The following is a 22,891-nucleotide window of genomic DNA, read 5'->3' as shown; positions in this document are numbered from 1 at the left end:
AGCTCCCGAAACGGCCCGACGGCGCCCGATGCCGGGCCGCGCCGTGCAAGGACCGGCGGCGGCAAAAAGCGGAGCCGTACCGCCCGGTTTCCCAGGGGTACGGCTCCGCGGTGCTGCAAGGGTGACCGGGAGGTCAGACGGTCTCGGGGAGCTCCTCGAGACCTTCGGCGACCAGCTTGGCCAGACGGTCCAGGGCGGCGTCCGCGCCCTCCGCGTCCGAAGCGAGCACGATCTCCTCGCCGCCCTGCGCGCCCAGGCCCAGCACCGCGAGCATCGAAGCGGCGTTGACCGGGTTGCCGTCGGCCTTGGCGATCGTCACGGGGACGCCGGCGGCCGTGGCGGCACGGACGAAGATGGAGGCGGGGCGGGCGTGCAGGCCCTCGGCCCAGCCGACGTTGACGCGGCGCTCAGCCATGGTGTTGCCCTTCGAGTCTCGGCAGTTGTCTAGACCAGTTGTCGAATCCAGTCTCTCATGTCCCGCAGGGTGCTCGATCCGGCCTCCACGGGGCCGTTGCGGGCCGCCCGGCCCGCCTCACCCTGCGTTGTCCACAGCACCTCCGCGACCGGCGCCCGCACCGTACCCTGGGGCCCATGCGGACCCCGTCGGATCAGCCGGAACACGTGTACCCCGACCACTGGGAGGCCGACGTGGTGCTGCGGGACGGCGGCACCGCACGGATCAGGCCGATCACCACGGATGACGCCGAGCGCCTGGTCAGCTTCTACGAGCAGGTCTCGGACGAGTCGAAGTACTACCGGTTCTTCGCACCCTACCCCCGGCTCTCCGCCAAGGACGTGCACCGCTTCACCCACCACGACTACGTGGACCGCGTGGGTCTCGCGGCCACCATCGGCGGCGAGTTCATCGCGACCGTCCGTTACGACCGGATCAACGCACAGGGTCTGCCCGCGAGCGCCCCCGCCGACGAGGCCGAGGTCGCCTTCCTCGTCCAGGACGCCCACCAGGGCCGCGGCGTCGCCTCCGCGCTGCTCGAACACATCGCGGCGGTCGCGCGTGAGCGGGGCATCCGGCGGTTCGCGGCCGAGGTCCTGCCCGCCAACAACAAGATGATCAAAGTCTTCACGGACGCCGGGTACACCCAGAAGCGCAGCTTCGAGGACGGCGCCGTACGTCTCCACCTCGACCTGGAGCCCACCGACCGGTCGCTCGCCGTGCAGCGCGCCCGCGAACAGCGCGCCGAGGCCCGGTCCGTGCAGCGGCTCCTCGCTCCCGGCTCCGTCGCCGTCATCGGGGCCGGCCGCGCCCCGGGCGGAGTGGGCCGCACGGTCCTGCGCAACCTCCTGGACGCCGGGTACACAGGCCGTACGTACGCCGTCAACCGCGCCCTCCCCGAAACGACGACCACGCTGGACGGGGTGCCCGCCTTCCGTTCCGTCGCCGACATCGGGGAGCCCGTCGACCTCGCCGTCGTCGCCGTACCGGCCGAGCGGGTCCCCGAGGCCGTCGCCGACTGCGGCGAACACGGCGTACAGGGCCTGGTGGTCCTCACCGCCGGTTACGCCGAGCAGGGCGCCGAGGGCAGGGCCCGTCAGCGCGAACTGGTGCGCCAGGCACGGTCGTACGGCATGCGGATCATCGGCCCCAACGCGTTCGGCATCATCAACACCGCGCCCGACGTGCGGCTCAACGCCTCGCTCGCACCGCACCCGCCCGCGCGGGGACGCATCGGGCTGTTCACCCAGTCCGGCGCCATCGGCATCGCCCTGCTGTCCGGGCTGCACCGGCGCGGTGCCGGCCTGTCGTCCTTCATCTCGGCGGGCAACCGCGCGGACGTGTCGGGCAACGACCTCCTCCAGCACTGGTACGACGACCCCGAGACCGATGTCGTCCTGCTCTACCTGGAATCGATCGGCAACCCCCGCAAGTTCACGCGGCTCGCCCGGCGCACGGCGGCGGTGAAACCGGTCGTCGTCGTCAAGGGCGGCCGGCACAGCGGCAGCGCGCCCCCCGGCCACGCCGTACCGGCCACGCGCATCCCGCACACCACGGTCTCGGCCCTGCTGCGGCAGGCGGGCGTGATCCGCGTCGACACGGTCACCGAACTGGTCGACGCCGGTCTGCTGCTCGCCGGGCAGCCACTCCCGGCGGGCCCGCGCGTGGCGATCCTCGGCAATTCGGAGTCGCTCGGGCTGCTGACGTACGACGCCTGCCTGACGGAGGGGCTCAGGCCCCGGCGGCCCCGCGACCTGACGACGGCGGCCACGCCGCAGGACTTCCGTACGGCGCTCACCGAGGCCCTCCGGGACGACACGTGCGACGCGGTCGTGGTCACCGCGATCCCCTGGGTCGGCGAGAACGGGGTGACCGAGTCCGGCGACGGCGAGGTCCTGGCCGAGGCGCTACGGGCCGCCTTCGCGGAGGCACCGGCGAAGCCGGTCCTGGTGGTCCACGTGGAAATGGGCGCCCTTGCCGACGCCCTGGCGGCAGCCACCAGCACGGCACCGGCGGCCCGCCGCGACCCGGCACCGGCCCCGCGTACGCCGCCGCCCCCCGTCCCCGAGCTCCCGGCCGCCGAGACGCCCCCCGCCCCGGCCGCCGAGACGCCGCCCACCCCGGCCGTCGGCGCGCAGGAGCCGACCGCCCGCGCGGCATCCGTACCCGGCGCCCCCGGCGGCGGGTACCGCATCCCCGCGTACCCCGCCGCCGAGCGGGCCGTCCGGGCGCTGGCCCAGGCGGTCAGGTACGGCCAGTGGCGGCGCCAGGCCGCCGAGCCGGGGCGGGTCCCCGAGCTCGCGGGCATCGACGAGGCCGGAGCCGCCGCGCAGATCGAGCGGGCGCTCGCGCACGACGTGGACGAGCGGGGCGTCACCCTCGCCCCCGACGCCGCCCGCGAGCTGCTCGGGCGCTACGGCATCGCGGTACGCCGCACGCTGCCCGCGCCCACCCCGGACGACGCCGTCCGCGCCGCCGCCGGCCTCGGCTACCCCGTCGCGCTCAAGACCACCGCCCCCCACCTCCGCCACCGCCCCGACCTCGGCGGCGTACGCCTCGACCTGGCCACCGAGGAGCAGCTGCGCGCGGCCTACGCCGAGCTGACCGAGACCCTCGGCAAGCCCGAGGAGCTGCAGCCGGTCGTCCAGGCCATGGTCCCGCGCGGCGTCGACACCGTCGTACGCGCCGCCATCGACCCCGCCGTCGGCGCCGTCCTGTCCTTCGGGCTCGCGGGCGCGCCGTCCGAGCTGCTGGGCGACACCGCGCACCGCCTGCTCCCCGCCACCGACCGGGACGTCGCCGAACAGATCCGCTCCATCCGCACCGCCCCGCTCCTGTTCGGCTGGCGCGGCTCCGCACCCGTGGACACCCCCGCCCTCGAGGAGCTGCTGCTCCGGGTGTCACGGCTGGTCGACGACCACCCGGAGATCGTCACCGTCGGCCTGGAACCGGTGGTCGTCGCCCCGCGCGGCCTCGCCGTTCTCGGTGCGACCGTCCGGCTCGCCCCGCCCCCCGCCCGCACGGACGTCGGCCCCCGCCGGCTCCCCAGCTACTGACGCCCGCCCACCGACCGCCTCGCCGAGCCACCGATGTCCACCACCGACCCGGATCCCGAGCGTGCCGCGCAGTCACCGCGCCCCCGTAGGATGGAGTCCATGGCGAAGACCGGTACGACCACCCAGGGGCTGCGCGCGGCGATCGAGCGCAGCGGCTACTACCCGGCCCTTGTGGCCGAGGCGGTGGAGGCCGCCGTCGGCGGGGAGCCGATCGCGTCGTACCTGGTCCACCAGGAGACCACCTTCGACGCCAACGAGGTGCGCCGCCATGTCACCGTTCTCGTTCTGACGGCCAACCGCTTCATCGTCAGCCACACCGACGAGCAGAACGCCGACACCAGCTCCCCGACGCCGTACGCCACGACCTCCACCGAGTCGGTCAAGCTCGGCCGGATCTCGTCCGTCGTCCTCAGCCGCGTCGTCGCCAACCCCGAGTCGTACACGCCCGGCACCCTGCCGCGCGAGGTCGTCCTGACCATCGGCTGGGGCGCCGTCTCCCGGATCGACCTGGAGCCCGCCGCCTGCGGCGACCCGAACTGCGACGCCGACCACGGCTACACCGGCAATTCCACCGCCGACGACCTGAGTCTCCGCGTCAGCGAGGCCGGCGACGGCCCCGAGACCGTCCGTCAGGCTCTGGCCTTCGCCCAGGCGCTGTCCGAAGCCACCGCGGCCACCCGCTGATGGTCCAGCCCGCACACATGGCGTCCGCCTGGCCCGACGAACCGGTGCCGCTCGCCCTCGACACCGCGCCGGTCCCCGAGTACGGCTCCGGCTCCCTCGCCGATCTGTTGCCGACCCTCGCCGCCGGCATCGGCGTGCCCGGGTTCGAGCACCGCATCGCCGAGCTGACGCCCGCCGACCGGAACTGCGTGTTCCTGATCGACGGCCTCGGCTGGGAGCAGATCAAGGCCCATCCCGGCGAAGCCCCCTACCTGACGTCCCTCCTCGACAGCTCCCGGGGCGGCACGGGACGGCCCATCACCGCCGGGTTCCCCGCCACCACCGCGACCTCGCTCGCCTCGGTCGGTACGGGGCGGCCGCCCGGCGAGCACGGCCTGCCCGGCTACACCGTGCGCGACCCCGCGATCGGCGAGCTGATGAACCAGCTGCGCTGGAAGCCCTGGACGCCGCCGCACGCCTGGCAGCCGTACCCGACCATCTTCCAGCTCGCCGACGCCGCCGGCGTCCACACCGCGCAGGTCTCCTCCCCGACCTTCCGGGACACGCCTCTCACCAAGGTCGCGCTCAGTGGCGGAACGTTTCACGGGCGGCTCACCGGCGAGGAGCGGATGGACCTGGCCGCCGAGCAACTGGCCGCCGGGGACCGTTCGCTGGTCTACACGTACTACAGCGAGGTCGACGGCAGCGGCCACCGCTTCGGCGTCGACTCCGACGCCTGGCGCGGCCAGCTGATGTGCGTCGACCGGCTCGTCCAGCGCCTCGCCGAGCAGCTCCCGCCCCGTGCCGCGCTGTACGTCACCGCCGACCACGGCATGATCGACATCCCGTTCGACGAGCAGTCCCGGATCGACTTCGACGAGGACTGGGAGCTGCGCGCCGGAGTCGCCCTGCTCGGCGGTGAGGGCAGGGCCCGCCACGTCTACGCGGTGCCGGGCGCCGAGACCGACGTACTGGCGTGCTGGCGCGAGGTGCTCGGCGAGCAGTTCTGGGTGGCGAGCCGCGACGAGGCGATCGCGGCCGGCTGGTTCGGCCCGACGATCGACGAGCGCGTCCACGGCAGGATCGGCGACGTCGTCGCCGCCGCCCATGACGACGTCGTCATCACGGCGTCCGTCAACGAGCCGAACGAGTCCGCGATGGTCGGCGTGCACGGCTCGATGATGCCCGTCGAGCAGCTGGTTCCGCTGCTCGAAGTCCGTTCGTAAAACGCTCCTCACGCCCTGACCCGAAAGGTCGTCACTTCCCCATGCCCGAGCTGGTGTTCTTCTCCGGAACCATGGACTGTGGAAAGAGCACCCTCGCTCTGCAGATCGAACACAACCGCTCCGCGCGCGGGCTCCAGGGCATGATCTTCACCCGTGACGACCGGGCCGGCGAGGGCAAGCTGTCCTCCCGGCTGGGTCTGGTCACCGACGCCGTCGAGGCCGCCGAGGGCTTCGATTTCTACGCCTACCTCGTCGCACACCTCTCCAAGGGCGGCCGCTGCGACTATGTGATCGCGGACGAGGCCCAGTTCCTCGCGCCCGAGCAGATCGACCAGCTCGCCCGCGTCGTCGACGACCTCGAACTGGACGTCTTCGCCTTCGGTATCACCACGGACTTCCGCTCCAAGCTCTTCCCCGGCTCACAGCGCCTCGTCGAACTCGCCGACCGTGTCGAGGTGCTCCAGGTCGAGGCCCTGTGCTGGTGTGGTGCGCGCGCCACCCACAACGCGCGCACCGTGGGCGGCGAGATGGTCGTCGAAGGCGCCCAGGTCGTCGTCGGTGACGTCAACGCCGGTGACGAGGTCGGCTACGAGGTGCTCTGCCGCCGCCACCACCGACGCCGTATGACGGCCGCCACCGCTCGCGCCGCAGCCCTCTCGCCGGATGTGCTGCCCGTACCGGCCGAGTAGCCCAGCGACCATGCTCAGCGACCGGACGACCGTACGATCGTGAAGACCGCGCCCTCGGGGTCGACGACGGTCGCCAGCCGCCCGGCCGGGTCGTCGCGCGGCCCGTCCAGCACGCGACCGCCCAGCTCGGTGACCCGCTGTGCCGCGTCGTCGGTGTCCGCGACTTCGAACCAGGTCATCCAGTGGGCGCCCCGGTCGCGCGGCAGGGACGCGCCGAGGCCGTGCAGGGAGGCGACCGGGCGGTCGTCGACCTTCAGCGTCACCAGGTCCAGATCGGGCGACGGAACCGGATCGAGCTCGTACCCGAAAACCGTCTTGTAGAACTTGCTGACCGACTCCGTCTCCTGCGTCAGCAACTCGTTCCAGGCCGGTGTGCCGGGCGCGCCCACGACAGCCGTACCGAGGTGCGCGGCGGCCTGCCAGACTCCGAAAACGGCTCCCGTCGGGTCGGAACAGATCACCAGCCGCCCCGCGTCCGCCGCGGCGAGCGGTCCGACGGCGACCGTGCCGCCGCTGCACCGGATCGCCTCGGCCGTCTCGGCGGCGTCATCGCTCGCCAGGTACGTCGTCCAGGCGATCGGCAGGTCCCGGTCCGCCGGAAGCTGGCCGATACCCGCCACCTCCTTGCCGTCGAGCAGCCCGCGTACGTACGGGCCGAGCTGGTGCGGACCCGGTTCGAACCGCCAGCCGAACAGGGCCCCGTAGAACTCCTGCGTCGCGTCAAGGTGATGCACCATCAAGCTCACCCAGCAGGGTGTACCGGGTTTGTGCCGAGTCGCCTCGGTCATCGTCACTCTCTCCTCGGACCATCGTCGTGGCCGTGCGGGGACCCGGCGTGTGCCGGGCCGGTGCGGATCGCCGGTGCGGGGTGCCGGTGCGCTGTCGGCCACCGGCTGTAGGCCCTGCAGTACGCCTCGTCAGATGCTTGCACCATCGGCCGCGCGGTGCGGCCCGGCCGCGCCGTGAATTGGCGCGATCCCGAAGGAGGATGCCCGAAAATTGGTTGCCCATCCTCACCGTGACCGTCTCGGGGACCCGTACGCCCGCACCTGCGCGAGGATGGCGTCATGAATCCCATCATCTCGGCAACCGAACTCGCGATTGAGCTCTCCTCGGAGCGCCCCCCGGTCCTCCTGGACGTGCGCTATCAGGTGGGCGGCCCGCCCGGCCGTCCGGCCTACGACACGGGGCACATCCCGGGCGCCGTGTACGTCGACCTCGACGCCGAGCTGGCGGGGCCGCCCGGTGCCGGGGGCCGGCACCCGCTGCCGGACGTGGCGGAGTTCGGCGCGGTGATGCGCAGGGCGGGCGTACGCGCCGACTCACGGGTCGTGACCTACGACGGCGGCCAGGGCTGGGCGGCCGCCCGGGCGTGGTGGCTGCTGCGCTGGGCGGGGCACCCGGACGTCCGGGTGCTGGACGGCGGCCTCGCGGCCTGGCGGGGCGAGTTGTCGACGGACACGCCCACGCCCGTGACCGGGGACTTCACGCCCGAGCCGGGCGCCCTGCCGTTGCTGGACGCGGACGGGGCGGCGGCGCTGGCCCGGACGGGCCTGTTGCTGGACGCGCGGGCGGGGGAGCGGTACCGGGGCGAGGTGGAGCCGATCGACAAGGTGGCCGGACACATTCCGGGCGCGGCCTCGGCGCCGACGACGGAGAACGTCGACGAGAGCGGCCGCTTCCTGCCGGCCGGGGCCCTGGCTGCCCGCTTCAAGGCCCTGGGCGCGACCGACGCCCCGGAGGTCGGCGTCTACTGCGGCTCGGGCGTCTCGGCCGCCCACGAGGTCCTGGCCCTGGAGATCGCGGGCATCCGGGCGGCGTTGTACGCGGGTTCCTGGTCCGAGTGGTCGTCCGACCCCACCCGCCCGGTCGCCAAGGGCGCCGCACGCGGCTGACCACCCGGGCCTGTGCCACCGGGAGCTGCGCCCGCACGGGCCGGGCCGGGCACCTGGTGGCCGGGCTTCCCGGCCGTCCGGGCCGTCCCGGCCGTCCGGCCGGACGCGGGCGCCCGGCCGGAGCAGGCGGTTACTCCTGCTTCTTGCGGCGCGTACCGAACACGATCTCGTCCCAGCTCGGGACCGCCGCCCGGCGGCCCGGGCGGACGCCGTCCGCCTCGGCCTGGCGGTCGGTCGTGCCCGTGAGGCGGTCACGGTGACCGCTCACCGCGCGGGGCATGAGGACGTCCGCGTACGCCGAGCCCGCGCCCGCAGAGGCGGCAGGGGCCGGGGGCTCCTCCGCGTCCGGTTCCTGGACCGGCTCGGTCACCGAGGGTTCGACAGCCGGGCGCTCGGGGACGACCATGTCGCCCCGGAAGCTCGGCACCGCCTCCAGCAGGCTGGTCAGGGAGTCGCGCTCGGGCTCCTCCTCCGGCTCGGGGGCGGGGACGGGCGCCGGGCGCTCGATCTGCCGGTCCAGGGCACGGTCCAGCGGGCGGTCGCGCGGGAGGCGCGCGATGCGCGGGACGAACGGGAAGCTCGGCTCCTGGACGGCCACCGCGTCGTCGGTCTCGCCGATCAGCGCGCGCGCCTCGTCGTCCACGGCCTGGACCAGCCGACGGGGCGGGTCGTACGTCCAGCTCGCCGAGTGCACCTCGCCGGCGACGCGGTAGACCAGCAGCACTTCCCATGTGCCGTCGTCCCGGCGCCAGGAGTCCCAGGCCACCGTGTCCTTGTCGGCGCCGCGCAGCAGCAGCCGCTCCTGCACCGCCTCGCCCAGCTGCGGACCGGTGTTCTCGCCGGGCCGGCGAACAGGCGTCTTGCGGGCCCGCTCGGCCATGAAGGCGCGTTCCGCGAGGACGGGACCCTCGAAGCGGCGTACGCGCTCGACGGGGATGCCGGCGAGCTGGGCGACCTCTTCGGCGGAGGCACCCGCGCGTATACGCGCCTGGATGTCGCGGGGGCGGAGGTGGCTCTCCACCTCGATCTCGATCTGGCCGAGGCGGGCACGGTCGTTGCGTACGGCGGCGCGCAATCGCTCGTCGATCGGAAGCGTGTACTCCGTGCTGTCAGCAGCCTTCAGCACCAGTCGTGTGCCGTCGTTGGAGACGGCCACGACACGCAGTTCGGGCATGGGGACCTCCCGGGTGGTGCCTGCCGACGTCACCTGCGTCGCTGCTTCCGCTAGTCGAGTGTGGCCTGCCCGGGTGCAGCCTGCCACAACCTTGCCGAGTTGCCCGGCGTGTCGGGCGTGGGCCCTGGAACGCCGTTATGGCACGGTTACCTATTTTGCAACGCAGGGTGACCGGTGTGGACACCCCGTGCAGCAGGCGGCCGTGCGGTGCTGCGGCGCCGCCGGAACGAGTGCCGCTTTCGGCCCCCTCCCGTTGGTCCCGGACACCCGAAAGGGATCGGGGCCCAGGGCTCGCCACAGTACTCCATTCGGGCCACCTGGGTGGACCGGCGCGCCGCCGAAGTTCTCCCCGCGTACGGCAGTTGACTTCCCTGACTGTGCGTCATACATGGCTTCCTTCACAGAATCCGCAGAAATGGAACTATTCGCTTCGCCCAAAGGTCTCTTCTCTGTGCATGCTGGGACAGATGGGTGAATCGATGTCGGAGATGGACGAGAAGGTGTACACGCGGAATAACGGAACAGAAGGGGTAAGGGGCAGGAGGAAGCGGTCGACCTGAACGCCGCCCAGGTCGCGGGCAGCGCGGTCGCGGCTGTCGTGGCCGCCAAACTGGCCGCCAAGATGGGCGTGTACGGCACCGTCCTGGGCGCGGGAGTCATCAGCGTCATCGCCACGTGCGGCAGTTCGGTCTTCCAGCACCTGTTCAAGAGCACGGGAGAGCGGGTACGCGGGGTCACGGTCCAAGCGGTCCGCCCGAAGGCCTCCCAGGTCCGTCCGGCGCGCCAGGCCGGTCACGCCGGTCAGGTGACTCAGGCCGGTCAGGCCGGCGGGCGGTTGCCGGGTGCCGGCGGAGGGTTCGGCGAGGCCACCACGTACGGCACCCGCGTCCGTGGCTGGAAACGTTCGGCGATCGCGGCGGTGCTGGTCTTCGGCGTGGCCATGACGGGCATCACCGCGTACGAGCTGATGACCGGGCAGGACTTCAGCGGGGGCAAGGGGACCACCATCAGTGGTGTCGTACGCGGCGGCGACTCCGGGCACCAGCCCTCCACCACCCCGTCACCCACTCACCAGGAACAGCACCAGGAACAGCACCAGGACGAGCGCCAGCAGCCGGAGCGGTCGCCGACGCCGGTGGCGCCCGGCACGGCACGGGACGGCGCCGCCGACACCTCGAGCCCCACGCCGGGTCCGGACAGCCCCACCGTCCCCACGCCGGACCCCAGTAGCCCGACGGCCCCCACGCCCACGCCGCCGCCCCCGACCCCGGTGCCCACTCCCACCCCGACGCCGTCCCCGGAAGGCTCGGCGGAGTGAGCGCACCCCGGGCGGACGGTCACTCGCCCAGCACTCGCCGCAAGTAGTCGTTGCCGAACACCCGCTCCGGGTCCAGGCGGTCACGCAGCGCGGTGAACTCGCCGAACCGCGGATAGGCCTCCGCGAAGTACGCCGCGTCCCGCGTGTGCAGCTTGCCCCAGTGCGGCCGGCCGCCATGCGCCGTCATGATCCGTTCCGCCGCCGTGAAGTACGACCGGTACGGCGTGCCCTTGTACATGTGCACCGCGATGTACGCGCTCTCCCGGCCCGACGCCGTGGAGAGCGTGATGTCGTCCGCGGGGGCCGTCCGCACCTCCACCGGGAAGCTGACGCGCAGCGGCGACCGGTCGACCATCGCCTTGAGTTCGCGCAGCGCGGCGATCGCCGCCTCCCTCGGAAGCGCGTACTCCATCTCCAGGAACCGCACCCGGCGCGGACTTGTGAAGACCTTGTAGGGAATGTCCGTGTACGTACGCGCGGACAGCGCGCGGCTGGAGACCTTCGCGATCGCGGGGACGGCCGAGGGCACCGCCCGGCCGATCGAGTTCACCACCTGGAAGAGCCCGTTGGAGAGGAATTCGTCCTCGATCCAGCCGCTGACCCGCCCGGGCGGTGCCGCCGGGCCCGCGCTGCGATTGTTGCGCTTGGTGCTGCAGTTGCCGGTGTGCGGGAACCAGTAGAACTCGAAGTGCTCGTTCTCCGCGTGCATCGCGTCGAATTCCGAGGTGACCCGGTCGAAGGTCATCGGCTCCTCGCGCGCGGTGAGCAGGAAGATCGGTTCCACCACGAAGGTGATGGCCGAGACGACCCCCAGCGCGCCCAGCCCGATCCGGGCGGCCGCGAAGACCTCGGGGTTCTCCTTCTCGGAGCAGGTCAGCACCCGGCCGTCCGCCGTGACCAGCTCGAGCTCCCGGATCTGCGCGGCGATTGACGCCGAGTCCCGGCCCGTCCCGTGCGTACCGGTGCTGGTGGCGCCCGCCACCGTCTGCTCCATGATGTCGCCCATGTTCGTGAGCGAGAGGCCCTCCCGCGCGAGGGCCGTGTTCAGCCGCTTCAAGGGGGTGCCGGACTCCACGGTCACGGTCAGCTCGCGCCGGTCGATCCGCCGGATGCCGGTCAGCAGATCCGGGCGGATCAGCACGCCGTCGGTGGCGGCGATGGACGTGAACGAATGACCCGTACCGACCGTCTTGACCCTCAGGCCCTCCTCGGCGGCGGTCCGCACCGTGTCCGCCAGCTCCTGGACCGAAGCGGGACGGGCTTCCCGGACGGGCCTGGCGGCCACGTTCCCCGCCCAGTTACGCCACGTGCTGCTGCTCCGGCTGTTCCGGGTCCTGCTCGCGCTGCTCACGCTGCCCCTGCCCCTCCTGCGTCGGCACCGGCCTGCGCAGCCGGCGGTACCCCAGGAACGCCACCACGGCCGCGAGCACTCCCGCGATGCCGGGCACCGCGTACCCCGCGGCCGCCCCGTGCGCGTCGACCACCCAGCCGGCGGCCGAGGAGCCGAGCGCCACGCCGACCGCGAGCCCGGTACCCGTCCAGGACATGCCCTCGGTCAGTTTGGTGCGCGGTACGTGGGCCTCGACGAGGGCCATGGTCGTCACCATCGTCGGCGCGATGGCAAGGCCCGCGACAAAGAGCGCCACGGCCAGGAACGGCAGGCTCCCGGCCAGTTGGAGGGGGATCATACTCACGGCCATCGCGCAGACACCCAGAACCCACCTGCGGGACGGTTCACCCTTGAGGTGGAGCAGGCCGAAGACCGCACCCGCCACACACGAGCCCAGCGCGTACACGGCGAGCACCAGGCTGGCCGCGGCCTTGTGGCCCTCCTCCTCGGCGAACGCCACCGTCACCACGTCCACCGCGCCGAAGATCGTGCCGGTGGCGACGAACGCGGCCACCAGCACCTGGAGGCCGGGGGACCGCAGCGCCGAGCCGCCGGTGTGCTGCTCGATCGGGTGCGGCACCGGCTCGGTGCCGCGCTGCGCGGTCAGCCACCACACACCGACCAGCAGGAAGAGGGCGGCCAGCAGCGGGCCCGCCTCGGGGAACCAGATGGTCGACAGCCCGATGGAGACGATCGGACCGAAGATGAAGCACACCTCGTCGATGATCGACTCGAAGGAGTACGCGGTGTGCAGCTCGCGCGCCGAGCCCTGGTAGATCGTCGCCCAGCGGGCGCGGGTCATCGCGCCGATGCTCGGCACACAGCCGGCCGCCGCCGAGAAGACGAACAGCGTCCACTCCGGCAGCCCCTGCTGGGCGCACACCAGCAGCCCCGCCACGGCCACCACCGTGATCAGGGTGGCCGGGCGCAGCACCCGCCGCTGGCCGTACCGGTCGACCATGCGCGAGACCTGCGGGCCGAGTACGGCGGCGGAGACGGCGAGCGTCGCGGAGAGCGCGCCGGCCAGTCCGTACCGGCCGGTGAGCTGCGAGACCATCGTGACGATGCCGATGCCCATCATGGCCAGCGGCATCCGGCCGAGGAAGCCTGCGGCGGAGAAACCCACGGTTCCGGGGGCGGAGAAGATCGCACGGTAGGGACTGGGCAAGGGGGTACTCCGGCCGGTGAGGCATGGGGCGCCTGGCGTAAGGCGTATGGGCAGCCTTCACAGGTTACGTCCGATTGGGTGACAGTGCACGGCGGTTTTCCGGCTGTCGGACCGTGGTGGCAGGATCGATCCCATGTCCGATGCCATGGCCGATCCCGTGTCCGACCCCGTGTCGGACCCCGTGTCCGATCAGCGCGATCCAGCCCCGTACGACGCCCTGCTGCTGCTCTCCTTCGGCGGGCCGGAGGGCCCCGACGACGTGGTCCCGTTCCTGGAGAACGTGACCCGGGGGCGGGGCATCCCCAAGGAACGCCTCAAGGAAGTGGGGCAGCACTACTTCCTCTTCGGCGGGGTCAGCCCGATCAACGACCAGAACCGCGCGCTGCTCGCCGCGCTGCGCAAGGACTTCGCGGACGCGGGCCTCGACCTGCCCGTGCACTGGGGAAACCGGAACTGGGCGCCGTACCTCACCGACACGCTGCGCGAGATGGTCGTCGACGGCCGTCGGCACATCGCCGTCCTCGCCACCAGCGCGTACGCCTCGTACTCCGGCTGCCGCCAGTACCGGGAGAACCTGGCGGACGCCCTCGCCACGCTGGAAGCGGAAGGGCTGCCGCTGCCCCGGGTCGACAAGCTGCGGCACTACTTCAACCACCCGGGGTTCGTCCGGCCCATGGTCGACGGCGTCCTGAGGTCACTGGCCGAGCTGGACGAGTCCGTCCGCGCGGGTGCCCACCTCGCCTTCACCACGCACTCCATCCCGACCTCCGCCGCCGACACCTCCGGCCCGGTCGAGGAGCACGGAGAGGGGGGCGCGTACGTCCGGCAGCACCTGGACGTCGCCCGGCTCATCGCGGAGGCCGTACGGGACGAGACGGGCGTCGAGCACCCCTGGGAGCTCGTCTACCAGTCCCGCAGCGGCGCCCCGCACATCCCGTGGCTGGAGCCCGACATCTGCGACCACCTGGAGGCCCTGCACGGCGCCGGGGCACCGGCGGTCGTCATGGTCCCGATCGGGTTCGTCTCGGACCACATGGAGGTCCTGTACGACCTGGACACCGAGGCGACCGCCAAGGCCGGCGAGCTGGGCCTCCCGGTGCGGAGGTCGGCGACCGTGGGCGACGACCCGCGCTTCGCGGCCGCCGTCCGCGACCTGGTCCTGGAGCGGGCGGCGGCCGAGCGGGGGACAGTGGTGGAGCGGTGCGCGCTGGGCGCCCTCGGCGCGTCGCACGACCTGTGCCCCATCGGCTGCTGCCCGGCCCGCGGCGAGCGGCCCGCGGCGGCCGGCGCCGACAGCCCGTACGCGTAAGGAGACGCTGTGACCGACTCGCGTGACCCGCTCCTGACCGAACTCCTGGAACTGGCCCTGGAGGCCGGGCGTCAGGCCGGTGCGCTGCTGCGCGACGGCCGCCCGGCCGACCTCGGCGTCGCGGCGACCAAGTCGAGCCCCATCGACGTCGTCACCGAGATGGACATCGCCGCCGAGAAGCTGATCACCGCCGTCCTCGCCGAGCACCGCCCGGACGACGGTCTCCTCGGCGAGGAGGGGGCCGAAACGGAGGGCGTCAGCGGTGTCCGCTGGGTCGTCGACCCCCTGGACGGTACGGTCAACTACCTCTACGGCCTGCCGACCTGGGCGGTGTCCATCGCCGCCGAGCGGGCCGGCGAGACCGTCGTCGGGGTCGTCGTGGCCCCGATGCGCGGGGAGACGTTCCGCGCGGTGCTCGGCGGCGGCGCGTTCCTGAACGACCGGCCCATCCGCTGCCGGCCCGCCCCGCCGCTGGACCAGGCCCTGGTCTCCACGGGCTTCAACTACGTGTCCGAGGTCCGCGCCCACCAGGCCGACGTGGCGCAGCGCCTGATCCCGCGACTGCGGGACATCCGGCGCGGCGGCTCCGCCGCGATCGACCTGTGCGACGTGGCCGCGGGCCGCCTGGACGGGTACTACGAGCGCGGGCTCAGCCCCTGGGACCTGGCGGCCGGGGCCCTGATCGCCCGGGAAGCCGGCGCCCTGACCGGCGGCCGCCCCGGCACGCCCCCGTCGGGCACCCTGACGGTGGCGGCGCCTCCGGGCGTCTTCGAACCGCTACAGGCCCTGCTGGACGACTTCGGCGCCTGGCACGACTGACGGGCGACGCCGAGCACCCGGCCCGTCCGCCACGGGCGGATCGTGGGGCGACGCGTCCCCCTGTGGCAGCCCCCGGGGCGACGCGTCCGCCCCCGGGGGCTGCACGGGGCCATGGCGGCCCGGACATGCAAAGGGCCCCGGCCTTCCGCAGGGATCCGCAGGAAGGCCGGGGCCGCGCGCCGTGCGAGTCAGGCGATCGCGGTGGTGATCTCCACGCCGTGTTCCGCCGCGAGGCGGTGCAGGTCGTCGAGCTCAGCCTGCTCGACGTCGGCCAGGAAGTCGTCTCCCGTCTCGCGAGCCCGTGTGAGGTCGGTCTCCGTGGCCCTTATGCGCTGCAGCAGTCCTGCGGTGAAAGCGTCCATCGTGCGCCCCCTCGTCATGGGTCGGTGGCACGGGGGTGTGCCGAGGGTTGTCGGTCGATCACGCACTGCACCTCTGGGGGACAGAGCGTTGTGTGGCGCGCCACATACGGGGCGTGATCTCGGGTGTGCAGTCGTCCTCCCCAGAGGCTTCCTCACGGAAACCTCAACTCCGCCGTGAATCCGGCTGATTCCCGTATCGCTTCACGTGCGTACCGGGCGGTCCCTAAGCGGCCGCAGGTCGCCTTACAGCCGGTTTACGCGCGTACGGGGCAGGATGGATACGCACAGTCAGTGTGGAAGACCTGCCCGGAACCGGGCTCGGAGGAAGGAACAACGCCGTGCGCGTACTCGTCGTCGAGGACGAGCAGCTGCTCGCCGATGCGGTGGCCACCGGACTGCGCCGGGAGGCCATGGCCGTCGACGTCGTGTACGACGGGGCGGCCGCCCTGGAGCGCATCGGGGTCAACGACTACGACGTCATCGTCCTCGACCGCGACCTGCCGCTCGTCCACGGGGACGACGTCTGTCGCAAGATCGTCGACCTGGGCATGCCCACCCGCGTCCTGATGCTCACCGCCTCCGGCGACGTCAGCGACCGTGTGGAGGGCCTGGAGATCGGCGCCGACGACTACCTGCCCAAACCCTTCGCGTTCAGTGAGCTCACCGCCCGGGTGCGGGCGCTGGGCCGGCGTACGACGGTCCCGCTGCCGCCCGTGCTGGAGAGGGCCGGGATCAAGCTCGACCCGAACCGGCGCGAGGTGTTCCGGGACGGCAAGGAGATCCAGCTGGCGCCCAAGGAGTTCGCGGTCCTGGAGGTCCTGATGCGCAGCGAGGGCGCGGTCGTCTCGGCGGAGCAGCTGCTGGAGAAGGCCTGGGACGAGAACACCGACCCCTTCACCAACGTCGTACGCGTCACGGTGATGACCCTCCGTCGCAAGCTGGGCGAACCGCCGGTGATCGTCACCGTGCCGGGCTCCGGTTACCGGATCTGACCCCCGTGGCCGCCACCCCCGCGCCCCCACAAGCGCCCCCGAAACCGACCTGGGACCCCAGGGAGCCCGTCCGCCCCTGGCTGCGTCCGACGATCCGCATACGGCTCACGCTGCTCTACGGCGGGATGTTCCTGATCGCCGGCATCCTGCTGCTGTCGATCATCTACCTGCTGGCGGCCCAGGCCCTCCACATCGGCAGCGAACTCCCGTTCAAGATCGTCAACGGCCAGGTGACGAGCAACGTCTGCAACTTCCCCGTCGAGGCCGGGCCCGACGAGTTCAACCGGGCGATGAACGCCTGCGTCAACGAACAGCGCCAGCACGCCCTGGACGACCTGCTGCGCCGTTCGCTGTTCGCCCTCCTGGGGCTGAGCGTCATCGCCTTCGCCTTCGGTTACGCCATGGCGGGCCGCGTCCTGTCGCCGCTGGGCCGGATCACCCGGACCGCCCGCAATGTGGCCGGCACGGACCTCTCCCGCCGGATCGAGCTGGACGGCCCGGACGACGAGCTCAAGGAGCTGGCGGACACCTTCGACGACATGCTGGACCGGCTGGAGCGGGCGTTCACCGCGCAGCAGCGGTTCGTCGCCAACGCCTCGCACGAGCTGCGTACGCCACTGGCGATCAACCGCACCCTGCTGGAGGTGCACCTCTCCGACCCCGGGGCGCCCGTGGAGCTCCAGCAGCTGGGCAAGACGCTGCTGGCCACCAACGAGCGCAGCGAGCAGCTCGTGGAGGGCCTGCTGCTGCTGGCCCGGAGCGACAACGAGATCGTGGAGCGCAAGCCCGTGGACCTGGCGGAGGTCGCCTCCCGGGCCATCGACCAGACCCGGGCCGAGGCCGAGGCGAAGGGCGTGGAGATCCGTGGCGAGCGGGCTCCCGTCGTCGTCCAGGGCAATGGCGTCCTGCTGGAACGAATCGCCCTGAACCTGGTGCAGAACGCCGTGCGCTACAACGTGGACGACGGCTGGGTGGAGGTCACCACCGATGCGCAGCCGGGCCAGGCGGTGCTCGTGGTGGCGAACACGGGTCCGGTGGTTCCGGCGTACGAGATCGACAATCTTTTCGAGCCGTTCCGGCGGCTCCGGCAGGAGCGCACCGGCAGCGACAAGGGCGTCGGACTGGGGCTTTCCATCGCCCGGTCGGTCGCGCGGGCTCACGGGGGCCGTATCATCGCGGAGCCCCGCGAGGGCGGCGGCCTCGTCATGCGCGTCACGCTTCCGGCGTGACACGCCGGTCGAGCCGTCCATGGTGTTCGCTTTGCGCGGAATTTTCGTGACCCGTTCACGCGAGTTCCGTGTGTGATCGATCACAAGGGACCCTTTCCGGTCATCTACTCTCCGTGATCAAGAATCCCTCCGGAAAACCCGGAAAAGTCCGGGTTTCCGGGGGGTGGGATCACGGGAAGTACACGGGGTGGCGCCTCCAGGGCGCGGCTTCCGGACCGTGTACGGTCCCGTTCGCCATCCAAACCTGATCACTCTCGAGGGGTCCGGTTGGGTGTCGATTGAGTAACAGACCTTGATGTGAGGCAAAATCTCCGCCTCAGGTCGGGCACAAGTCCGGCCTCTCACGCGTTACGTGCGCTGGAGACACCGCAACCACCCAGAGGGGGAGAGCGACATGGCAACGGATTACGACACCCCACGCAAGACCGACGACGACGTCGACTCGGACAGCCTTGAAGAGCTCAAGGCCCGGCGCAACGACAAGTCGACCTCGACCGTCGACGTCGACGAGTTCGAGGCGGCGGAGGGTCTGGAACTGCCCGGCGCCGACCTCTCGAACGAGGAGCTGGCCGTCCGTGTGCTGCCCAAGCAGGCGGACGAGTTCACCTGCATGAGCTGCTTCCTGGTCCACCACCGCAGCCAGCTGGCCCGCGAGAAGAACGGTCAGCCGATCTGCCGAGACTGCGACTGAGGTCGGTCGGCCGTGGCAGGCGACACCCCGTCTCGGAAGCGACGCTTCCGGCTCCACAGGAAGCCGGAGGCGTACCAGGGCGGCACAGACCCGGCACCAGGCGCACAGGACGCGCCCGCCGAGCACTCCGCCCTCCTGCCCTCCCCCGGTGCGCGTGACGACGAGCGAGGCCCCTCGGCCTCGCTCGAGGCGGCCGGAAGGGCGGGGGCGCCGGCCGACCGGACCGCGCCGTCCGGTACGCCCGCCAGGGCGCGGCGTCTCGACGCCGTCCGGCGCGGCGTACTCAAGGGCCGCGAAGGCGCCAGGGCGGGCATCGCCCACCTCGCCGACCGGCTCATCGAGAACGCCCCGCGCGTTCCCGTCCGGGACCTGGCCACCTTGCGCAGGCAGTTTCCGGGCCTGACACCCGAGCAGCTCGCGGACAAGCTGATCGCGGGCGCCGCCAATGCCACCTCCACCGTGGGCGCCGGTGTCGGCGCGGCCGCCATGCTGCCCGTACCGCCCGCGATGCCGGCCGAGCTCGCCGCCGAGATCACGGGCGTCGCGGCGATCGAGCTGAAGCTCATCGCCGAGCTCCACGAGGTCTACGGCCAGCGGCCCCCGGGCAACCGCAAAGAGCGGGCGACGGCATACCTCACCTCCTGGACGGAGGAGCGCGGTATCGACGTCACCAAGCCCGCCACCTTCAACGCCGCTCTCGGCGGCCGTATGAAGCGCGAACTGCGCCAGCAGATCATGAAGCGCATGGTGCGCAACCTGCCGAACCTGATGCCGTTCATGGTCGGAGCCGCCGTCGGCGCCGTCATGAACCGGCGCGACACCAAAAAGCTCGCCGAGCGCATCCGCGAGGACCTCCGCCGCCGTCAGGTGCCCTGGGACGCGCTACCCGCGCTGCCCCCGCTGGACCAGCCGGACAACCCCAAGGAGATCGGCTTCTAGCCCCCTCCAGGACCCCGGACCAGGACGCTGGGCCCGCGCAGGACCCCAGGCCGCAGCCAGGACCCTAGGCCTGCGCCCGTACCGCGCTCAGCGCCGCCGCCAGGGCCTCCGGGTCCCGGGTGGACAGGTACACGTACGGCGTCGGATCGGCCGGGTCCGTGACCTCGACGCGCACCGCCGCCGGGATGTAGCCGCGCATCAGCATGAAGGCGCGCGTGTCCGCCTTGTACGTCCGCCAGGCGCGCGCCTCCTCGGCGTCCAGCACCTCCGGCTCGCCCAGCGCCGACACCGGGATCCGGGCGTCCCCCGCGACCAGCGAGCCCGCCACCACGCGGATGCGGGCCGAGCCGTACGAACTGACCGCCATCGACGCGAGCGCCCCCGCGAGGATCAGGCCGCCCAGCAGGGGCAGCGTGCCCAGCGGCAGCATGATCAGCCCGCCCGAGACACCCAGCAGGGCGGCCAGCAGCCACCAGGAGCGGGGGGCGGTGAGACGCTCGTCGTACTGCGGGGCGGAGGCCGGGACGGAGGCCGCTGCGGAAGGCTGCATACACCCAAGCTTGGCACGGCGCGACCGGTGGTCCGCCGCGCGGGTAAGGTCTCCCGCTGTGAGCACTGCACTGACGCCCCCGGCCGATGCCATACCGCCGGTACGGCACCCCGACGCGCCCGCCCCGGGCGAGCTCCTGGGCGCCCACTACGAGCACTGCTTCGGCTGCGGCGGCGGGCAGCCCCACGGGCTGCACCTGGAGGCGCGGGCCGGCGAGGGCGTGACGATCACGGCCGAGTTCACGGTCACGACCGACCACCAGGGCGCCCCGGGCCTGGCGCACGGCGGCATCCTCGCCACCGCGCTCGACGAGACGCTCGGCTCGCTGAACTGGCTGCTGCGGGTCATCGCGGTGACCGGCCGGCTGGAGACCGACTTCGTGCGCCCGGTGCCCGTCGGCACGGTGCTGCACCTCCAGGCCGAGGTCACCGCCGTACACGGCCGGAAGATCTACTGCACGGCGACCGGCAGGATCGGCGGCCCCGAGGGGCCCGTGGCGGTCCGCGCCGACGCCCTCTTCATCGAGGTCAAGGTCGATCACTTCATCGACAACGGCCGCCCGGAGGAAATCCAGGCGGCGATGGCCGACCCCGACCAGGTCCGGCGCGCCCGCGCCTTCGAGGTGAACCCCTGATGCGTAACCCTGTCGACGTCCTGATCCGCCGCGTGGACCCGGAGGTGCCGATTCCGTCGTACGGGCACCCGGGCGACGCGGGCGCCGATCTCGTCACCACCGAGGCCGCCGAACTGGCCCCCGGCGAGCGCGCGGTCCTGCCCACCGGGGTGTCCATCGCACTGCCCGACGGGTACGCCGCCTTCGTGCACCCGCGTTCGGGGCTCGCAGCTCGTTGCGGAGTGGCTCTTGTGAATGCCCCAGGGACGGTGGATGCCGGGTACCGTGGAGAGATCAAGGTGATCGTGGTCAACCTGGACCCGCGCGAGAGCGTCCGGTTCGAACGGTTCGACCGGATCGCCCAACTGGTCGTTCAGCAAGTCGAGAAGGTCCGTTTCCACGAGGTGGCGGAGCTTCCCGGCTCGGCGCGGGCCGAGGGGGGCTTCGGGTCCACCGGCGGTCATGCCGCCACGGAGGGCTGGACGGGTGGGAATCGATACGCTTCGGTCGTATCCGACCGGGAAGGACAGTGACGTGTTCGGACGTCGCAAGAAGAGCGGTGCCGCTGCCGACGCAGCGGGCGAGGCCGAGCAGGTCGTCGACGAGGTCGGCACTGACGACGCGGCGGACAGCGAGCCGCGCCGGGTGAACCTCCCGCCGGCACCCCGGCCCGACGGGCCCTGGGACGTCTCCGAGGTCTCCAGGCCCGAGGAGGGCCGGGTGGACCTGGGAGGCATGTTCGTGCCCGGAGTCGAGGGCATGGAGCTGCGCGTGGAGGTCGCGGGCGACGCGATCGTCGCGGCGACGGTGGTGCTGCGCGACAGCGCCATCCAGCTGCAGGCGTTCGCCGCCCCCAAGAAAGAGGGCATCTGGGGCGAGGTCCGCGAGGAGATCGCCTCCGGCATCACGCAGCAGGGCGGTGTCATCGACGAGGTCGAGGGCCCGCTCGGCTGGGAGCTGCGGGCCCAGGTGCCGGTCAAGCTGCCGGACGGCACCGGCGGTGTGCAGCTGGTGCGCTTCGTCGGCGTGGACGGCCCCCGCTGGTTCCTGCGCGGGGTCATCTCCGGGCAGGGCGCGGTGCAGCCGGAGGCCGCCGGTCTGCTGGAGCAGATCTTCCGGGACACCGTCGTGGTACGTGGCGAGGGCCCGATGGCCCCGCGCGACCCGATCGTCCTGAAGCTGCCGAACGACGCTCAGATGGTGCCCGAGGGCGTTCAGCAGGAGGACCAGGAGACGTCGCGGTTCTCGGGCGGCATGGGACACCTGCAGCGGGGCCCGGAGATCACCGAGGTCCGCTGAGCCGGCGCCCTACGCCTGACGCATACGGACGGTGGGCCGTATCCCGTACTTCGCGGGATCCGGCCCACCGCGTTTTCCCGTGTGACGCGGGAGCGGTTGTCCACAGGGGCACGCGGACGGTTGTCCACAGGCCGTTGCCGCGCTGATCCGGTCCCCACATACTGAACGCGCACAGTGACGGGGGGAGAACCGATGTCCGAGCAGCACAGTGGGGAAGTCGCCGCCACGGCAGTCGCCGACGGCCCTGCGCCCATGGTGCGCGTGGAGAACGTGCACCGGTCGCACGGGACGGGTGCCGCCGCCGTCCACGCGCTGCGGGGGGTCTCCTTCGAGATACCGCACGGCGAGCTCGTCGCCCTCAAGGGCCGCTCGGGGTCCGGCAAGACCACGCTGCTCAACCTGGTCGGTGGTCTGGACACGCCCGACCAGGGCCGGATCACCATCGACGGCACGGACCTCGCCGACCTCGGTGAGAAAGGTCTGCTGGAGCTGCGCCGCGACCGGATCGGATTCGTCTTCCAGACGTTCGGACTGATCCCGATCCTGACGGCCGCCGAGAACGTCGGCGTACCGCTGCGGCTGCGCAAGGCCGATCCGCGCGAGCGCGAGGAGCGCGTCGAGCTGCTGCTCGCCCTCGTCGGCCTCACCGACCACGCGGCGCAGCGCCCCGGAGAGCTGTCCGGCGGCCAGCAGCAGCGCGTCGCGATAGCCCGTGCCCTGGCCAACAAGCCCACCCTGCTGATAGCCGACGAGCCGACCGGCCAGCTCGACGCCGAGACCGGCCTCGCGGTGATGGAGCTGCTGCGTGCCGTCGTCCGCAGCGAGGGCGTCACCGCCCTGGTGGCCACCCACGACGCCCAGCTCCTGGGCCTGGCGGACCGGGTCCTGGAGCTGAGCGACGGCGAGCTGACCGAGCACTGAACCACACCGGTCCCGTCCGGGCGTGCCTGTATCAGAATCCCGTCAAGACGCCCGGGAACCGACCTCCCCGTCCGGTTTGCCCGTGCCCCTGGTCGTAAGGTCTACGCACAAGCAGTCGAACGAACAATCACGAC

The 22,891-nt window shown here is 72.3% G+C and carries 23 protein-coding genes; 16 read left to right on the top strand and 7 right to left on the bottom strand.

The window, feature by feature from the left end:
• Positions 1–133 precede the first annotated feature (133 nt).
• The gene (locus ABT360_RS07150; RefSeq protein ID WP_030021209.1) at positions 134–415 is read right to left on the bottom strand and encodes an HPr family phosphocarrier protein; all 282 of its coding nucleotides are present in this window, start codon (positions 413–415) and stop codon (positions 134–136) included.
• A gap of 176 nt (positions 416–591) precedes the next feature.
• On the opposite strand from ABT360_RS07150, the gene ABT360_RS07145 reads away from it, so the two are divergent.
• From ABT360_RS07145 to ABT360_RS07130, 4 genes are all read left to right on the top strand, one after another.
• Complete coding sequence (locus ABT360_RS07145) at positions 592–3,510, top strand: bifunctional acetate--CoA ligase family protein/GNAT family N-acetyltransferase (protein WP_351811999.1); 2,919 nt, start codon at positions 592–594, stop codon at positions 3,508–3,510.
• A gap of 99 nt (positions 3,511–3,609) precedes the next feature.
• A complete protein-coding gene (locus tag ABT360_RS07140; RefSeq protein WP_073755400.1) occupies positions 3,610–4,194 on the top strand; it encodes a DUF5998 family protein in 585 nt (194 codons plus the stop codon).
• Positions 4,194–5,399: an alkaline phosphatase family protein gene (locus ABT360_RS07135; RefSeq protein WP_351811996.1), complete on the top strand. Its 1,206-nt coding sequence runs from the start codon at positions 4,194–4,196 to the stop codon at positions 5,397–5,399. The genes ABT360_RS07140 and ABT360_RS07135 overlap by 1 nt, the downstream gene beginning before the upstream one ends.
• A gap of 41 nt (positions 5,400–5,440) precedes the next feature.
• Positions 5,441–6,088: a thymidine kinase gene (locus ABT360_RS07130; protein WP_351811993.1), complete on the top strand. Its 648-nt coding sequence runs from the start codon at positions 5,441–5,443 to the stop codon at positions 6,086–6,088.
• 14 nt (positions 6,089–6,102) lie between these two features.
• Here the strand turns inward: ABT360_RS07130 and ABT360_RS07125 are convergent, their stop codons facing one another.
• Positions 6,103–6,876, bottom strand: coding sequence for a VOC family protein (locus ABT360_RS07125; RefSeq protein WP_351811990.1), 774 nt, complete (start codon positions 6,874–6,876; stop codon positions 6,103–6,105).
• Between the two features lie 279 nt (positions 6,877–7,155).
• Between ABT360_RS07125 and ABT360_RS07120 the strand changes: the two genes are divergently transcribed.
• Positions 7,156–7,983, top strand: a complete 828-nt coding sequence (locus ABT360_RS07120; RefSeq protein WP_351811987.1) for a sulfurtransferase — start codon at positions 7,156–7,158, stop codon at positions 7,981–7,983.
• A gap of 130 nt (positions 7,984–8,113) precedes the next feature.
• Here ABT360_RS07120 and sepH read toward each other — a convergent pair whose 3' ends face one another.
• A complete protein-coding gene (sepH, locus tag ABT360_RS07115; protein WP_351811984.1) occupies positions 8,114–9,157 on the bottom strand; it encodes a septation protein SepH in 1,044 nt (347 codons plus the stop codon).
• Between the two features lie 598 nt (positions 9,158–9,755).
• Between sepH and ABT360_RS07110 the strand changes: the two genes are divergently transcribed.
• Positions 9,756–10,475: a hypothetical protein gene (locus ABT360_RS07110; RefSeq protein WP_351811981.1), complete on the top strand. Its 720-nt coding sequence runs from the start codon at positions 9,756–9,758 to the stop codon at positions 10,473–10,475.
• Positions 10,476–10,494: 19 nt separating this feature from the next.
• Here the strand turns inward: ABT360_RS07110 and ABT360_RS07105 are convergent, their stop codons facing one another.
• Both ABT360_RS07105 and ABT360_RS07100 read right to left on the bottom strand, forming a co-directional pair.
• A complete protein-coding gene (locus ABT360_RS07105) occupies positions 10,495–11,826 on the bottom strand; it encodes a D-arabinono-1,4-lactone oxidase (RefSeq protein ID WP_351811978.1) in 1,332 nt (443 codons plus the stop codon).
• Positions 11,774–13,033, bottom strand: coding sequence for an MFS transporter (locus ABT360_RS07100; RefSeq protein ID WP_351811975.1), 1,260 nt, complete (start codon positions 13,031–13,033; stop codon positions 11,774–11,776). The genes ABT360_RS07105 and ABT360_RS07100 overlap by 53 nt, the downstream gene beginning before the upstream one ends.
• 181 nt (positions 13,034–13,214) lie before the next feature.
• On the opposite strand from ABT360_RS07100, the gene ABT360_RS07095 reads away from it, so the two are divergent.
• Both ABT360_RS07095 and ABT360_RS07090 read left to right on the top strand, forming a co-directional pair.
• Positions 13,215–14,342 carry a ferrochelatase gene (locus tag ABT360_RS07095; RefSeq protein WP_351812176.1) on the top strand — a complete coding sequence of 376 codons (1,128 nt, stop codon included), beginning with the start codon at positions 13,215–13,217 and terminating at the stop codon, positions 14,340–14,342.
• A gap of 9 nt (positions 14,343–14,351) precedes the next feature.
• A complete protein-coding gene (locus tag ABT360_RS07090) occupies positions 14,352–15,161 on the top strand; it encodes an inositol monophosphatase family protein (protein ID WP_351811972.1) in 810 nt (269 codons plus the stop codon).
• Positions 15,162–15,349: 188 nt separating this feature from the next.
• Here the strand turns inward: ABT360_RS07090 and ABT360_RS07085 are convergent, their stop codons facing one another.
• The gene (locus tag ABT360_RS07085) at positions 15,350–15,523 is read right to left on the bottom strand and encodes a hypothetical protein (RefSeq protein ID WP_351811970.1); all 174 of its coding nucleotides are present in this window, start codon (positions 15,521–15,523) and stop codon (positions 15,350–15,352) included.
• Between the two features lie 338 nt (positions 15,524–15,861).
• Between ABT360_RS07085 and ABT360_RS07080 the strand changes: the two genes are divergently transcribed.
• The 4 genes from ABT360_RS07080 to ABT360_RS07065 all read left to right on the top strand — a co-directional run bounded on the left by ABT360_RS07080 (position 15,862) and on the right by ABT360_RS07065 (position 19,374).
• On the top strand, positions 15,862–16,515 hold the full coding sequence (locus tag ABT360_RS07080; protein ID WP_351811967.1) for a response regulator transcription factor: 654 nt from the start codon (positions 15,862–15,864) through the stop codon (positions 16,513–16,515).
• A gap of 5 nt (positions 16,516–16,520) precedes the next feature.
• Positions 16,521–17,744 (top strand): sensor histidine kinase, encoded by a 1,224-nt coding sequence (locus tag ABT360_RS07075; protein ID WP_351811964.1) that lies wholly within the window; start codon positions 16,521–16,523, stop codon positions 17,742–17,744.
• 394 nt (positions 17,745–18,138) lie between these two features.
• Positions 18,139–18,435, top strand: a complete 297-nt coding sequence (locus ABT360_RS07070; RefSeq protein WP_003955561.1) for a DUF4193 domain-containing protein — start codon at positions 18,139–18,141, stop codon at positions 18,433–18,435.
• Between the two features lie 12 nt (positions 18,436–18,447).
• A complete protein-coding gene (locus ABT360_RS07065) occupies positions 18,448–19,374 on the top strand; it encodes a hypothetical protein (protein ID WP_351811960.1) in 927 nt (308 codons plus the stop codon).
• Positions 19,375–19,438: 64 nt separating this feature from the next.
• Here the strand turns inward: ABT360_RS07065 and ABT360_RS07060 are convergent, their stop codons facing one another.
• Entirely contained in the window at positions 19,439–19,924 is a 486-nt protein-coding gene (locus tag ABT360_RS07060) for a DUF3093 domain-containing protein (RefSeq protein ID WP_351811957.1), read from the bottom strand.
• Positions 19,925–19,982: 58 nt separating this feature from the next.
• Between ABT360_RS07060 and ABT360_RS07055 the strand changes: the two genes are divergently transcribed.
• From ABT360_RS07055 to ABT360_RS07040, 4 genes are all read left to right on the top strand, one after another.
• Positions 19,983–20,558 carry a PaaI family thioesterase gene (locus tag ABT360_RS07055; protein ID WP_351811954.1) on the top strand — a complete coding sequence of 192 codons (576 nt, stop codon included), beginning with the start codon at positions 19,983–19,985 and terminating at the stop codon, positions 20,556–20,558.
• Positions 20,558–21,070 (top strand): dUTP diphosphatase, encoded by a 513-nt coding sequence (gene dut / locus ABT360_RS07050; RefSeq protein WP_156691883.1) that lies wholly within the window; start codon positions 20,558–20,560, stop codon positions 21,068–21,070. The genes ABT360_RS07055 and dut overlap by 1 nt, the downstream gene beginning before the upstream one ends.
• Before the next feature lies 1 nt (position 21,071).
• Positions 21,072–21,836 carry a DUF3710 domain-containing protein gene (locus ABT360_RS07045; protein WP_351811950.1) on the top strand — a complete coding sequence of 255 codons (765 nt, stop codon included), beginning with the start codon at positions 21,072–21,074 and terminating at the stop codon, positions 21,834–21,836.
• Between the two features lie 192 nt (positions 21,837–22,028).
• A complete protein-coding gene (locus ABT360_RS07040) occupies positions 22,029–22,757 on the top strand; it encodes an ABC transporter ATP-binding protein (RefSeq protein ID WP_351811947.1) in 729 nt (242 codons plus the stop codon).
• Positions 22,758–22,891 lie beyond the last annotated feature (134 nt).

The organism is Streptomyces sp. NPDC000229, from assembly GCF_040300825.1.
Lineage (GTDB): Bacteria > Actinomycetota > Actinomycetes > Streptomycetales > Streptomycetaceae > Streptomyces.
This window is presented reverse-complemented; position numbering and strand designations above follow the sequence as displayed.

Bases quoted from the DNA above. Each gene is read 5' to 3' on its own strand.
- sepH (WP_351811984.1), bottom strand. From the start codon at position 9,157: ATGCCCGAACTGCGTGTCGTGGCCGTCTCCAACGACGGCACACGACTG.
- ABT360_RS07145 (WP_351811999.1), top strand. From the start codon at position 592: ATGCGGACCCCGTCGGATCAGCCGGAACACGTGTACCCCGACCACTGG.
- dut (WP_156691883.1), top strand. From the start codon at position 20,558: ATGCGTAACCCTGTCGACGTCCTGATCCGCCGCGTGGACCCGGAGGTG.
- ABT360_RS07150 (WP_030021209.1), bottom strand. From the start codon at position 415: ATGGCTGAGCGCCGCGTCAACGTCGGCTGGGCCGAGGGCCTGCACGCC.
- ABT360_RS07060 (WP_351811957.1), bottom strand. From the start codon at position 19,924: ATGCAGCCTTCCGCAGCGGCCTCCGTCCCGGCCTCCGCCCCGCAGTAC.
- ABT360_RS07040 (WP_351811947.1), top strand. From the start codon at position 22,029: ATGTCCGAGCAGCACAGTGGGGAAGTCGCCGCCACGGCAGTCGCCGAC.
- ABT360_RS07130 (WP_351811993.1), top strand. From the start codon at position 5,441: ATGCCCGAGCTGGTGTTCTTCTCCGGAACCATGGACTGTGGAAAGAGC.
- ABT360_RS07140 (WP_073755400.1), top strand. From the start codon at position 3,610: ATGGCGAAGACCGGTACGACCACCCAGGGGCTGCGCGCGGCGATCGAG.
- ABT360_RS07085 (WP_351811970.1), bottom strand. From the start codon at position 15,523: ATGGACGCTTTCACCGCAGGACTGCTGCAGCGCATAAGGGCCACGGAG.
- ABT360_RS07120 (WP_351811987.1), top strand. From the start codon at position 7,156: ATGAATCCCATCATCTCGGCAACCGAACTCGCGATTGAGCTCTCCTCG.
- ABT360_RS07125 (WP_351811990.1), bottom strand. From the start codon at position 6,876: ATGACCGAGGCGACTCGGCACAAACCCGGTACACCCTGCTGGGTGAGC.
- ABT360_RS07070 (WP_003955561.1), top strand. From the start codon at position 18,139: ATGGCAACGGATTACGACACCCCACGCAAGACCGACGACGACGTCGAC.
- ABT360_RS07135 (WP_351811996.1), top strand. From the start codon at position 4,194: ATGGTCCAGCCCGCACACATGGCGTCCGCCTGGCCCGACGAACCGGTG.